Origin of the sequence: Flavobacterium sp. PLA-1-15 (genome assembly GCF_049060005.1) — a bacterium.
Classification (GTDB): Bacteria; Bacteroidota; Bacteroidia; order Flavobacteriales; family Flavobacteriaceae; genus Flavobacterium.
The window spans coordinates 14,004-28,010 of record NZ_JBMGQS010000004.1 but is presented as its reverse complement, the minus strand read 5'-3'; the positions used below and the strand labels follow the sequence as shown (position 1 = coordinate 28,010).

Below are 14,007 nucleotides of genomic sequence, written 5' to 3'. Positions count from 1 at the left end.
AAACTAGTATGCTTTTTTCAAGATCATTTTGCTCATTGTCTTGGCTGTTTTTGCAAAGCCTTCGCCAATTCTTGATTCGTTACTGTAATTATTTCCCCATTGATCCCCAGGAGCTTTATCAGTATTAAGTTGCAACACAACATTGTTTCTGTTTGCCGTTTCAACAAATTTCAAAACAGTACTCACTTTTGCTGCTTGTTTCATAACACCTGCATCCCAACCTGGATAAATCCAAACTACATCTACGATAAGTGTATATTTTGCATTAGTCGCACCTTCTTGAAAAACAAGGTCTTTCTTGTCTTTTGAAAGCACTACGTTTGCAAGCTCTAAAAACTTAAGATTCCAGATTAATTCTTTACTTCCTTCCCATTTTTTCTTCCAGATATCACCTTTGCCTTTTGATTTTTCATTCAATTCGGCTGATCTTTCTTTTACATATTGTTCCTCTGTCATTTCTTCTTTCATCAACTTTAAATTGCTGTAAACAAATTCAATATTGACCTCTTTTTGACTTGAAAGAAATTTAAAATCTCCTTTAACAACTTCTACATCTTGTGCCATTATTATTCCAGAAAAGAACAATAAGGAAAGAATTGCGATTTTTTTCATTTTATTTATGTTTTTATAATTGGTTAGGTGGTAAAAATAGTATTTAATTTTGAAAAATTAATAAAAAACTCACTAATACCATTTAGTACTTAATGCATATTTAAAAGCAGATACCAAAAAACTAAAACCTGCTAAGGACATTAAATAGAAAACACCAATTGAAAGATTCCAATTGGTGTTTTACATTTGACCAAAAAAGTCTATAATTCTCTTTTGATGATGTTCAGCTCGTTATTTACAACATCATACAATTTCTCTCCAGATGGCTTCTTATTAAAGTTGAGCACAATTTTCAATTTGGTCTCATCATCCAAAAGCGAATGCCTTACAGTAACGGACGCACTCAGTAATGGCACTTGTTTCAATTCTAATATTACATCCGTAAAGGTAGGATTTCTTCTTAGCAAATCTTCCTCACAACGCTTCAAGATGTTATACAATGCCGTCTTTTCTTCCAAAGGAAGCACAGTAGTAAAAGGTTGAATAGTAATTTTCATGATTGCTTTAATGTTGGTTTTGGGTTCTACTTATAAGATTTATGGGGTTTTTATTATTATATGAAATTACTTAAACTATCAGTACTCAGTCTTATAAGATTCCCAAACAGGATTATATAATTCAAATTAAAGAAGACTATCTCTTTGTAATAAAATAAAAAACCGCTTGAATATACATCCAAGCGGTTTGCTATTGTTCTTTGATCGAAAGCCTAAAAGTAAATTATTGCTTTATAACTTTTATCGTTTTGGTTTCACTACCAGATTTTAGTTTCACAAAGTAAGACCCACTTTGAAGGCTTGATAAATCCAATTGCCCTTCTGTTGTGTTCAAAGATTTCGTCAAGACATTCTGTCCCAAAAGATTAAACACTGCTACATTAGAAATGTTTTCTGTGTAAGAAATATTTAAAACGTCTTTTACAGGATTTGGATAAGTTTTAAAATTTTTGAATTCGTTACCGCTATTTCCCAAATCTCCTGAACTGGTTAGTTGGATGGAAAAATTACCTTCCGGTACATCATCAAAAGAGTCATAATGTCCGATATTGATGTAATAAACAATTCCTATCTCTGAAGAGGCAACTAAAATTGTTTCGTCTCCAGAAACTGTATCATCAACCGTTTCTACACATTCCAATGCATCACAGCTTCCTTTAAAAATGCCCAAGGAAATATCATATTCCTCTCCTGTGGTTACGGTTACTTGAATATCACTTCCATCTCCTATGAAAGTATACCAAAGTCCGTCGTTCATTTCCCAATTTTCGCAAGCCGTTACAAAACCGTCGCTTGATGCATTGATCCCATCGGTTTGTTCATTGGTATAGGGAAATGAGGTAATTTCGACAGCTCCAACACAATTGTCGTTTACAGGAGCTGTAACACTATTTACATCAATTGTAAAATTGCCTTCCGCTTCGTCAATGATTGGATTGTAGTGACCAACATTGATGTAATAAGTAGTGCCAATTTCAGAATTTCCAATGACATAAGTTTCTGCATCTCCTTCATAGCCATCGTCCTTAATGCCTACACAGGCCAAACCTTCACAGCTGCCGCTAAAAATCCCAAGCTGAAGATCATACGCCTCATCTTCGGGAGTAACGCTGATTACGATATTGTTACCGTTTCCTTCAACGGTAAACCAAAGTCCATCGTTCATGGCATTTAAACAAGTGGTCGAAAGACCATCGTTTGCAGCATCAACACCATCTGCCTGATAGAAGTTGAAAGGAAAATTGGTGATTGCCACAGCAGTCGAGCAATTGTCGTTTGCCGTTGCAAAAGTAGTTGCTTGCTTTTTTAATGGCTTAGTGGGATCTGTTTCTAAGGCATAAGATTGATTGGTTGCGGCAAGGAAACTGCATCCTAGCAACAACGCTTGAGTAATTTTTTTCATGTGTATTTGGGTTTATTTAGGTTGTGCGAACTTACAAAATTTGAACTTATAAGTAAGCATATCATTGTTAATTAATTATCATTTGAGCCCGATCATCCATAACAACCCAGAAAAAAAGCCAATCCTGCAAAAACAAGATTGGCTTTGAATATATCATTTAGAAAATAAATTCTACAAAGGAATATTTCCGTGTTTCCTTTTCGGCAACTCGCTCACTTTGTTTTCGAGCATGCTAAAGGCCTTGATCAATTTTCGTCTCGTGTCTTGTGGTAAAATCACTTCGTCGATAAATCCACGTTCTGCTGCACGATAAGGCGTTGCAAATTTCTCCGCATATTCCGCTTCTTTTTCCAAAAGTTTTGCCGTTGAATCCTCCGCCGCTGCGATTTCTTTTTTGAAGATGATTTCACTAGCTCCTTTCGCACCCATCACCGCAATTTCTGCCGATGGCCAAGCAAAATTCATATCGGCCCCGATGTGTTTGGAGTTCATCACATCATAAGCGCCACCATATGCTTTTCTTGTAATTACTGTTACCCTTGGAACCGTGGCTTCGCTTAAAGCGTATAACAATTTGGCACCGTGAACAATGATTCCGTTCCATTCCTGGTCGGTTCCCGGCAAGAAGCCCGGTACATCGACCAAAACTAAAAGCGGAATGTTGAAACAATCGCAGAATCTGGTGAAACGTGCCGCTTTTACGGAACTGTTTACGTCCAAAACGCCTGCCAGAAACATCGGCTGATTGGCTACAATTCCGATGCTTCTTCCTCCTATTCTTGCAAATCCTACTAATATATTTTCGGCAAAATTCTTATGCACTTCATAAAAAGAATCTTCATCGATGATTCCTTTGATGACATCGTGCATATCATAAGGTTTGTTCGCATTTTCTGGAATAATTCCGTTTAACTGTTCACGAATTTCATCACCCAATTCAAACGGAACTTTTGGTGTGGTTTCTAAATTGCTTTGAGGTAAATAACTGAGCAGTTTTTTAATGTCTTCCAAGCATTCCACATCGTTTGCCGATGTAATATGAGCTACTCCTGATTTAGTTGAATGCGTACTTGCTCCACCCAATTCTTCGGAAGTAACGGTTTCATTTGTTACGGTTTTCACGACATTCGGACCAGTAACAAACATATAGCTCGTATTTTCCACCATCATCGTAAAATCAGTCATGGCCGGAGAATAAACAGCTCCACCTGCACAAGGTCCCATTATCGCAGAAATCTGCGGGATGATGCCCGAAGCTTTTACATTTCTAAAGAAAATATCTGCATAACCTCCCAAAGAACGCACACCTTCTTGAATTCTTGCTCCACCAGAGTCGTTAAGACCAATCATTGGTGTTCCGGTTTTCAAGGCCATATCCATTACTTTACAGATTTTCTCGGCATGTGTTTCCGATAAAGCGCCTCCAAAAACAGTAAAATCTTGAGCAAATACATACACCATTCTTCCGTTGATAGTACCATAACCTGTGATAACACCGTCACCTAAATAAACTTCTTTCTCCATTCCGAAGTCGGTCGTTCTGTGGGTTACAAGCATCCCAATTTCCTCAAAAGAACCTTCGTCCATCAGGTATTCTACCCTTTCTCTGGCCGTTAGTTTTTTCTTTTCGTGCTGTTTTTCTATTCTGTTTTGACCTCCGCCCAAATGTGCCAAGGCAATTTTATCTTCTAATACTTTTATTTTGTCTTTCATAATTATTGTATTGGCAAACGAAGGATTTTTTGATCTTTTAAATACTGTTGTAGCGCAATCATCGCGGCAACTTCCGCTTCCTTGTCTTGTTGGGCTTTTAGATGTTCAGCATCGTAATATTTTTTTACAAAATGCGTATCAAAATCACCTGAACGAAATGCTTCGTGTTCCATCACAAATTTTCCGAAAGGCAAAGTCGTACTGACACCTTCCACCTGATAGCTTTCAATTGCTTTTATCATTAATTGGATGGATTCTTCTCTGGTTTTTCCGTAAGTAATCAATTTCGCCAGCATTGGGTCATAATAAATCGGGACATCCATGCCTTGTTCAAAACCATTATCTACTCGAATGCCTTCGCCGACAGGCAAAGTATAAACCTCTAAATTACCCACACTTGGCAGAAAATCATTTAATGGGTCTTCGGCATAAACACGCAATTCCATCGCATGCCCTTTAATGTGTAAATCTTCTTGTTTGATGGAAAGTGCTTCGCCTCTAGCCACTCGGATTTGCATTTCGACCAAATCTAAACCCGTAATCATTTCCGTTACCGGATGTTCTACTTGCAGACGCGTATTCATCTCAAGGAAATAGAAATTCAGATTTTCATCTAATAAAAATTCTACTGTTCCCGCTCCAAGATAATCACAGGCTTTAGCGACTTTCACCGCCGCTTCGCCCATTTGTTTTCTCAATTCTGGTGTCAGAACAGATGACGGTGCTTCCTCGACAACTTTTTGGTGGCGACGTTGAATACTGCATTCTCGTTCGAACAAATACAAGATGTTTCCATGACTGTCCGCCATCACTTGGATTTCGATATGCCTTGGCGAGGCCACATATTTCTCGATAAAAACCGAACCGTCGCCAAAAGCAGAAGTTGCCTCGCTGATGGCACGTGTCATTTGGGATTCTAAATCTTCTTCTTTTTCTACAACACGCATTCCTTTTCCACCTCCTCCGGCAGAAGCCTTGATTAAGATAGGAAAACCGATTTCAGTAGCAACTTTTTTTGCTTTAGCAATATCGGCGATGGCTTCATCAATACCGGGAACCATTGGAATATCGTATGCTTTTACAGCTTCTTTGGCCGCCAATTTACTTCCCATCATGTGGATGGCTTTGGATTTCGGACCGATAAACGTGATGCCGTTGGCGATGGCTTCTTCCGCAAAAGCAGCATTCTCACTTAAAAATCCATAACCAGGATGGATCCCGTCAACATTTAATTGTTTCGCAACTTCAATAATTTTGCTTGCTAATAAATACGATTGGTTCGAAGGTGATTCTCCAATCCAAACGGCTTCGTCGGCAAACTTTACGTGAGGTGCATTTCTATCGGCTGTTGAATAAACGGCAACGGTTTTGATGCCCATCTTTTGAGCCGTTTTCATCACTCTTATGGCTATTTCGCCTCTGTTGGCTACTAATATTTTTTTCATAATTTACTCGAATTCAATTAACAACTGTCCTTTTTCTACGGCATCGCCTTTATTGGCTGAAATGGATTTGATGATTCCTGCCCTTGGCGAAAGGAAACTGTTTTCCATTTTCATCGCTTCCAAAATAAGCAAACAGTCGTTTTGTTTGACTTCCTGTCCTACAGAAACACTCATTTCCAATATCAAGCCCGGCATTGGCGCCTTGATAACGTTGACTTGCTTGGAAGCACCAACCTCAAATCCCATGTCCTTGATGAGGATGTCAAGCGGACTCGAAATGGCAACGGTATAAAGATTTCCGTTGACTTTTACGCTATAGGTTTTGGCCAGGAAATCAGCATGGACAATTTCGGCCGTGTAGGGCTGATTGTCTTTTAGGATGTGAAATTCAGAGGGGGTAATTACTACGGCATCAAGTGCGGTACTTTCGGATGCTTTTAGGTTATAAACGGTGGTGTTGTTTACGGTGAGTCGGTAACTTTTATCCATATCATAATTTTGATGACGGTAAAAATAAGGAAAAAGAAAACGTTTGCGAAAGGAAATATGAAGAAGAATTTGCCAATCTTTTTGGAGTGAATTGGTTTCTTTTTGACAAAAGCAATAGTCAAATGCTATCTCATCAAAGTGAAATGTCCTTTGAAGGTTTTGCCGCTTTTTCGTTCTACTACAAACCAATAATCATCGGATGGAAGCTTTTGATTGTTAAAGGTGCCGTCCCAACCATCGCTTCTTCCGTCAAGAAAAGTAATTAGTTTTCCGCTAAAGTCAAAAATAAATACTTTTAACTCTGGTTCTAAAACTGAAGGCTTTATTTGCCATTTTTCATTATATCCATCTCCATTTGGCGTAAAGAATTTTGGGTAAATCAAGAAATAGGTTTGCTGACTGACAACGCCACATCCATTGATGTCTTTTACATAAACGATGTATTCGCCTACTTCTAATCCATTAAATTTTGGACTGCTCTGATAGTTTTCTCCGTCGATTGAATATTCGTAATTTCCAGCGCCCTCTACAATAATTTCAATACTGTTTTCGCTGTCCGTCCAATCGCTTACGCGTAATTCTCTTATAACCGCAACAGAAGAAGTAATTACATTAATGACCAAACTTTCTGAACAAGTTACTCCTTGGTAAATATTTCCAACAGTAAGGGTTATAGCTCCTGGTGTTGAAACAAATATAGAACGTGTGGTAGCTCCTGTTGACCAACTGTAATAATCAAATCCGGGTGGAGCAACTATTTCAATTGTATTGTCTTTATTTTCACACAATGTAAACTGTGTTTTCATATTGATAACAGGCTTTGGATAGACGCTTATATCAAAATCAACAACTATATAGCAGGAAGGATTATTAACGTTTTCTACTCTGACATGCAAGGTATGATTTCCTATAGCTGCTTCATACAAATAAGGTAAAGCTCCTCTTCCGAGCTGTGCTTCTGATAGAGACTCATGAAAAGTAACTGTAAAATCTGTTGTTGATTGACCAGCTAAAACTTCTTCAATTAATGATTCTAAATCAATTGTGGCAGACATATCTGCCTGATCACTGCAAAGGTAGATGTCATCTGGAGTAATTGCAGTTGGTTGTTTGTTAACAGCTATTGTAAATGGCCGAATTTCAAAACAGGAAGGATCTGCACCGCTTGTGACACGTGAAAAAATGGTTTGAGGATTTGAAGTATTGCTAAAATCATTGATAGAGTTACTGCCAACAATAGCTTCTGCTTCTGAAGTATGATAGGTAATTTCAACCGTTCCTAACGGCTGGCCATCAAGTAAATATGTTGTCTGTTCTTCAAAATCAAAAACAGCAACACCATCATTACTGAGATCATCACAAACATTAATTGATTTTGGAAGTGCGGTAGGCAATGCTGGCAATACCGTTAAATTAAAACTGCTGATGGCTTTGCAACCGGAAATATTTATGTTTTGAACTGCTACATAGATCGTCTGATTGGTGAGATTTGTAAAATAAGGCATGATGATAGCACTACTACCTTCTAATGCTTGTTGCTCTGTATGATAATATTTTACTGAGAACGCATTTGGCGACAGGCCACCAAGGACTTCCGCATTTTTATCTGTCAAATCAAAAAAAGAAGCATTTGCACCACAATCTATTAAATTGGTCAGTGGTCCGATGACAGGCTGTTCCCCTACCACAATTTTAAAAGATGTAATTGCAAAACAATTAGCATTCAACTTGCTTTCCAATCGTGCAAATATTGTTTCCTGCATAGTTGTATTTGTATACAAAATAGGCAATGATCCAGTAGCCGAAACAGCATTATCAAAATGATTGTAATATGTAACTCCGTATTGGCTTGAATCTAATCCATTTAAGACTTCATTATCCTTTAGAGCAAAATTAAAATTGGCAACACCATCATATGGACTCTCACAAATTACATAATCAACTGGCTGTCCTGCAATAATTGGGTTCAGGAGTATAACTTTAAAGCTTGTGACAGAGGCACAATTAATGTTTTCATTGTTGTAAATCTTCGCAAAAAAAGTATTTGTTCCGGGAGTGAGTGTGTGAGGACTCTGTAAAATATTGTTGTGGGCGATAGCATTTTCTTCAGAAGCGAAATAGGCTACTTTAAATAATGAATTGTTTTGCAATCCTTTTACCTCATTGTCATGCTGTGTCAAATTATAAGGAATAGTTGAGTCGCAGACCGCGGTATTCTTTATTGAATGAGCTACTGGTATTGTTGCAATCACAACTTTTGAAGTTTGACTGATGATAGTACCCGAATTACTTTGAGCATTTACGGTCACAGTATAGGTTCCAGGAGTGGTATAGGTATGTGAAGGAGAAAGTACGCTAGAGAAAGTTCCATCGCCAAAATCCCAATTTGCAGAAACAACAGTTTGATTCCCCGTTATACTAAATTGGGTAGGACTACCCAGGCAAACACTTCGTGATGCAATAAAGATATTAAAGCCAATAGGCAATGATTGGGGTAAACCAAAGACACACATTCCTTGGTTTAAGAACAATCCATTTTTTTCAAAATTGCATGTTTGTCCTAAATTTTCCGGTTGATGGATAATACCAAGGTATTTGGAATTAGCTAATGAAACATAAATCTTTCCATCATTGGCCAATTGCAGAGCTCCAAATTGCGAATTTGTGGTATTAAGTAATGTTGACGATGTAGAAACATTTGGAGACATCAAATCATATTGCACAATTTCTTGAATATAATTATTGCTTCCAGTAGTTACGTAAAGATAATTGCCAGATGGAGAAAATTCAGCTCCATAATTAGAAGATTTTGAATTGATGATCTTCGCATTGCTGAGTTTTCCTGTTGAAGCATCAAAATCATAGAGCTCAAGATTCTTTTGATAGTTACAACTCGCCATCTTCGAACCGTCTAACGAAGCTTTTAAGGAACCTACGGTTTCTCCAGGGGAAGTAATAGAAATTCCAACAGCACTCACCACTGGAGTAGGATTTACCCCAAGATTTGTTACAGAATATGACATGAATTTATTACTTCCAAAATTATGTGTAACAATCCAGTAATCACTATTGTTTGAATGTTTAACAGCTGTAAGCTTTTCGCAAGTAGGACTTGCCAGCAGAATATTTTTATTTGTAGTTATATTACCAAGACCATTTTCAAGTGAAATATCTACTTCCGAGTATCTCAATCCTTTTGAATTACCAAATTCATCGGTTGTGAAAATATAATAAAGGTTGGGGGAATCTGGTTTAGGAATAATAATACACGCTTGCGAACTTGATGAACTTCCCATCAAATCAGTTCCATTAGACATAAGTTGATGATTTCTGTTCCAAACCTTTTCTCCATTTGTATAAAACAACAACTGGCCTGAGGCATCTGAGATGGTAGCACTTCCTTCAAAAGTATCCATCGCTCCGTCATCTAGAACTATTGGACTACTTGTATTGAAATTCAATCCGGCTTGGCGTCCAAAATACCAAATACTAGATTCCTTCTGGGCATAGATAAATTGCCCAAAACAAATCAGTAAAAGGATTAGTAGTTTTTTTGCCAAAATTGATTGTTTTTAGAAGGTAAATATATAAAACAAAAATAATATTATCGACAAAATTTTGAATTTACACAAATTGCTATAATTGTATAACTTTTTCGATAATTCATTGATTCGTAATGATTTTTATTCTTTTCCTAATCAATCTCAAATGATCAAAACAATAACTGTTTCCCAAGTAATGTTATTTTTTACTCCTAAATTTCTTCTAAAATTGGAGTTTCTTTTTCTGTCTTAGATGCCTTCAGTGTATTGAATCTTTCCAATGCTTCCGATTCGGCTTCATCACCACTGAAATATGGAAAAACATCCATGATTGGCGATTCTGAAATTGCAGTTATGGTATAATCTCCCATCGTATTTTTCATCACTGTAACCGTATTATCGAATGCCTCTCTTACATCATTTGCTTGAACCAAAATATTCATTCCTGTTTTGCGCTCCTTGCCGCTTTCTTCATCGTATGCAAGCAAGACGACTCTTGTTTTAAACCAACGATCTGCATTTTCAAACGGATGTATCTCGGCATAATTGCCGTACTTTATCCCTGTAATTTTAAATTCTTCGCTGATGTAGGCAGACATTTCTTCACTAATCCTGCTTTCTGCCTCGGTATAGGACAATGCGTCTACCAAATAAGGTTCGGTAGTAACTTTTTGAATTCCAGTTGCATCATCAATTTTTCTATATTTTACTTTACATTCATACCAAATTGCACTCATATCTTTTTTTTTTAAGGATGTCAAAGATAGATTTTATAGCAGATGAAAAGAGCTTCTCTAAAAATAGATATTCACAATTTAAAACGCTTTGTTTAGAAGAAAAGTGAACGAAATATTTTTAGATTCTTGATCATTCTCAAAAGAATAAAAAACCCGCTTCAACAGGATCTAAGCCCCTAAATCCTGTTTGCCACGGGTTGGGTTACGAATATTCTAACTTACTTACAAAGCTAGTTTGCAACAAGATTTGTACAATAGTCAAACAACCAGAAAAAAAATAGGGTTTCCCCTATCGGATATCTTTTTAAAATGAACAACCTTTGAAACTGAATCCAAAAACCTACAAAATGAAAAAATTTATTCTCCTCCTGATTGTGGCTAGCAGTAGTGTTTCTTTCAATTTTCCAGCTAAGAAAAAGACACCTCAAGAAACAGAAACGAAGAAAGAAAACCTTAACATGCTTTTAATCAGCTATAAAATTGCAAAATAATAGCCCTGTCTTTTTTTAAACAATTAAAAAACAAATCTAAAGAATGAAGAGAAGAACTCTTGTAGTTATACTACTATCATTGCTACTGCTCATATTGGCTATCATCTGCTACAAATGTTGTGATGAAGATGGAGCCGAAAATTGCGACAATCTTATTTTTGTTGCCGTAAACAGAATCCCTGAAGATGATTATAACGATTGGCAGGAACAGAATCAAGAATACATGTACGATGTGCCTACTCGTGAAAAAAAGATTAATGCGGGTGAAGGCGTTGTTGCAATTGATGCTTCAAAGATCAAAGAAACTGATTATGCTGCCTGGTTGAGACAAAATGGCAATTATATCTTTTTTGAAGAAACTTACCCTTACATTGAATGTGCTCACAACATTAGCATAAGTAGTGTTAGTGATATTGGGCCGTATATTAATTTGACGCTCTCTCAAATCAAAACTCAGATTAGCTCAAACGGTGGAAATTTCCTCACTACTAATTACAATAAATATACCTCAATAAATATAAACAGTAGCAATGTTTTGACTTTTTCCATGGTGGATAATTTCGTGTTCAATCAAAACTGTTTTTCTGTTCCCCTTTTCAGAAGCATCGTAGACAAATACAATTTAAAAAACAGTTCGGTTTTCCAGTTTGCAACAGCAACGATAAAGCAAAAAAACATCATCATCTTTAGGATAAAATCTGATGGAATGTTTCATTACTATAATCTATCTCAAACTCCACCTTGATTTGGAACTAATTTTCTTCATAATTAATTAATTTTTGTAATTTCACGCCTATTTTCTTAACCCCAAAAGAAACTGCGTGAAATTATGATTAAAACCCTGCTACCATTCATGAACTTTACGCAATTATGGGTAATAATTTCTTTCTTTATTGTTTTGGTTACCTACAACCGCAACAACAAATTGCACAGAATATTACTTGGCATACTTTCAATAAATCTGATTAATGAGATTGTTTGCTTAATTCTTTTATATCTGAAAGTAAACATTAGTTTGGCGTATAACATCAATACGTTTTTCCATCACTCGCTTTGGCTTATCATCCTTTTCAGCATCATCAAGCGTAAAAAAGTTTTAAACATTGTTCTTCCTATCTTCCTTGCTTACGGAATCGTTAATCTTTTTTTATTCGAAGGAATTCAAAAGTTTAACTACTACACTTTTATTTTTGGATCATTTCTTTACCTCATTTTTTTTATTTGGGAAAGTTTCTACAGACTCAAAATAGAAGACTTAGAATTCTTTTTATCAAATAGTTACATATTGATCTTTGCCCCTGTCTTGTTCTTTTTTGGACTAAGTGTTGTATTTGGATTCAAAAGCAAGGAACTCTCTGACACCATTATCTTTGGAAACACTAGGCTCTATACTGTTATTGGCTATTTTGTGAATTTTGTTTACTATGGTTTGATAAACGTATACATATACCGCGAAAAAAAAATAAAATATGAACACTAATCTCGCTTTTGGTATTGTAATAGGTGTATTATTCGCTAGTCTTGTAGTACTTTTTTGTATCCTTTTAGGCAAGCTTTACATCAATAAAATAAAAAATTACACAAAGGTCATCTACCAAAAAGACATCGATTTTCAAAAAACACTCAACAGCACTATCATTGAAACACAGGAACAGGTCCTGAATAACATCTCCCAGGATTTACACGACGATGCGGGCCAACAGTTGACCTACATTAATTTCCAGATAGAAAACCTCAAATTAGATTCGCCTTTGCTCAAGGAAACGTTGGAACCCTTATCAGAATCTGTTAGTAATTTATCCAAATCCATTCGAAGTATTAGCCATTCCTTGAACAATCAATTTATCACCAAACAGGATTTGCTGAAAGTAATAGAATCTGAAGTAGAACGATTGCAAAAAAACCCTTTCATTGCTTTAACATTCATCAAGAAAGACAAAATTGAAAAGGCTTTTACGATCAATGAGAAAATCGTTATTTACAGGATTTTTCAAGAAACCATCAATAATGCGTTCAAACATTCCAAAGCAACTGAAATAGCAATTACAATTCAAAACAACAGGGGTTTTGTCATGACCATCAGCGATAATGGCAAAGGATTCGATTATGAATTGATTAAGGAAAATGCAACTAACTTGGGACTTAAAAACCTTATTGCAAGGGCTTCAATCATCAATTATACAGTTGAAATTCAATCTAAAAAGGAAAAAGGCACAAGCATAATCCTTTCAGAAAAAGACACTTAATTATGGATAAAATAACCATCGGAATCATAGACGATCACAAGATTGTAAGACAAGGGCTAAAGGAATTATTGCAAAAAATCGACAATTATTTGGTGACATATGAATTTGATAGCGGTGTTGACTTTCTAGAGGCATTGCCTTTGGAAACTCCACCTGATATTTTTATTCTAGATTATTCAATGCCGAATATGAATGGTATAGAAGTTCTTAAAAAACTGGAAGAAAATAAAATAGAATACAAAGTTTTACTCTTAACTCAACATTTCGACGAACAGATTATTGATGATGCATATCACCATGGAGCACGTGGTTTTTTGCATAAAAACTGTACAGCCCAAGATTTAAAATCAGCAATTGACAACATTGTAAAAATTGGCTACACGAACGTTGTAGAAATCCTAAAACGTATTCGACAATATGATGCTCAAGGCGGAAAACACATTGAAGAATCTGTACAACTTTCCAAAAGAGAAAAGGAATTTTTGACCCTAGTATGTGACGAAAGAGAACTCACATACGATCAGATGGCCGAAATAATGCATTTGTCTGTTAAATCCATAGAATCTTATAGAACGGCACTGTTCGATCGGTTCAATATTAAATCAAAAGTTGGTTTGGTTCTATTTTCGTATAAATACAAAATCACTGCTCCTTTTATTTAGAAGGCAAAGCCATTTTCATATCCTTTTATTTTAATTGCCATCAGAGGGGCAAGAATGTTTCTCTCAAAATTTCCCCAAATCCTAAAAAAGAACCCAATAATTCAAAACCCCTCTCTGACAATTTTTAGCAATTTCCCCCATCAAACAGAAAACAAAGTCCTGTTTCCCTAT

General features: G+C 36.1%; 13 protein-coding genes. 5 read left to right on the top strand and 8 right to left on the bottom strand.

Going from position 1 to position 14,007, the window contains the following annotated elements:
* Positions 1-3 precede the first annotated feature (3 nt).
* From ACI6PS_RS04470 to ACI6PS_RS04435, 8 genes are all read right to left on the bottom strand, one after another.
* Positions 4-612 (bottom strand): hypothetical protein, encoded by a 609-nt coding sequence (locus ACI6PS_RS04470; RefSeq protein WP_421011354.1) that lies wholly within the window; start codon positions 610-612, stop codon positions 4-6.
* A 200-nt stretch (positions 613-812) separates the two neighbouring features.
* Positions 813-1,109 carry a hypothetical protein gene (locus ACI6PS_RS04465; RefSeq protein ID WP_421011353.1) on the bottom strand — a complete coding sequence of 99 codons (297 nt, stop codon included), beginning with the start codon at positions 1,107-1,109 and terminating at the stop codon, positions 813-815.
* Between the two features lie 223 nt (positions 1,110-1,332).
* Positions 1,333-2,511, bottom strand: coding sequence for a T9SS type A sorting domain-containing protein (locus tag ACI6PS_RS04460; RefSeq protein WP_421011352.1), 1,179 nt, complete (start codon positions 2,509-2,511; stop codon positions 1,333-1,335).
* A gap of 171 nt (positions 2,512-2,682) precedes the next feature.
* Positions 2,683-4,224, bottom strand: a complete 1,542-nt coding sequence (locus ACI6PS_RS04455; protein WP_421011351.1) for an acyl-CoA carboxylase subunit beta — start codon at positions 4,222-4,224, stop codon at positions 2,683-2,685.
* A 2-nt stretch (positions 4,225-4,226) separates the two neighbouring features.
* The gene (accC, locus tag ACI6PS_RS04450; protein WP_421011350.1) at positions 4,227-5,669 is read right to left on the bottom strand and encodes an acetyl-CoA carboxylase biotin carboxylase subunit; all 1,443 of its coding nucleotides are present in this window, start codon (positions 5,667-5,669) and stop codon (positions 4,227-4,229) included.
* A gap of 3 nt (positions 5,670-5,672) precedes the next feature.
* Positions 5,673-6,158, bottom strand: a complete 486-nt coding sequence (locus ACI6PS_RS04445; RefSeq protein ID WP_421011349.1) for a biotin/lipoyl-containing protein — start codon at positions 6,156-6,158, stop codon at positions 5,673-5,675.
* 125 nt (positions 6,159-6,283) lie between these two features.
* On the bottom strand, positions 6,284-9,718 hold the full coding sequence (locus ACI6PS_RS04440; protein ID WP_421011348.1) for a T9SS type B sorting domain-containing protein: 3,435 nt from the start codon (positions 9,716-9,718) through the stop codon (positions 6,284-6,286).
* Between the two features lie 194 nt (positions 9,719-9,912).
* On the bottom strand, positions 9,913-10,437 hold the full coding sequence (locus tag ACI6PS_RS04435; protein WP_421011347.1) for a DUF4494 domain-containing protein: 525 nt from the start codon (positions 10,435-10,437) through the stop codon (positions 9,913-9,915).
* A gap of 347 nt (positions 10,438-10,784) precedes the next feature.
* Between ACI6PS_RS04435 and ACI6PS_RS04430 the strand changes: the two genes are divergently transcribed.
* The 5 genes from ACI6PS_RS04430 to ACI6PS_RS04410 all read left to right on the top strand — a co-directional run bounded on the left by ACI6PS_RS04430 (position 10,785) and on the right by ACI6PS_RS04410 (position 13,836).
* Positions 10,785-10,928 (top strand): hypothetical protein, encoded by a 144-nt coding sequence (locus tag ACI6PS_RS04430; RefSeq protein ID WP_421011346.1) that lies wholly within the window; start codon positions 10,785-10,787, stop codon positions 10,926-10,928.
* A gap of 43 nt (positions 10,929-10,971) precedes the next feature.
* Positions 10,972-11,673, top strand: a complete 702-nt coding sequence (locus ACI6PS_RS04425) for a hypothetical protein (protein WP_421011345.1) — start codon at positions 10,972-10,974, stop codon at positions 11,671-11,673.
* Positions 11,674-11,781: 108 nt separating this feature from the next.
* The gene (locus ACI6PS_RS04420) at positions 11,782-12,408 is read left to right on the top strand and encodes a hypothetical protein (protein ID WP_421011344.1); all 627 of its coding nucleotides are present in this window, start codon (positions 11,782-11,784) and stop codon (positions 12,406-12,408) included.
* The gene (locus tag ACI6PS_RS04415) at positions 12,398-13,174 is read left to right on the top strand and encodes a sensor histidine kinase (RefSeq protein WP_421011343.1); all 777 of its coding nucleotides are present in this window, start codon (positions 12,398-12,400) and stop codon (positions 13,172-13,174) included. Before ACI6PS_RS04420 ends, ACI6PS_RS04415 begins: the two co-directional genes overlap by 11 nt.
* Positions 13,175-13,176: 2 nt before the next feature.
* On the top strand, positions 13,177-13,836 hold the full coding sequence (locus tag ACI6PS_RS04410; protein WP_421011342.1) for a response regulator: 660 nt from the start codon (positions 13,177-13,179) through the stop codon (positions 13,834-13,836).
* Positions 13,837-14,007: the final 171 nt, after the last annotated feature.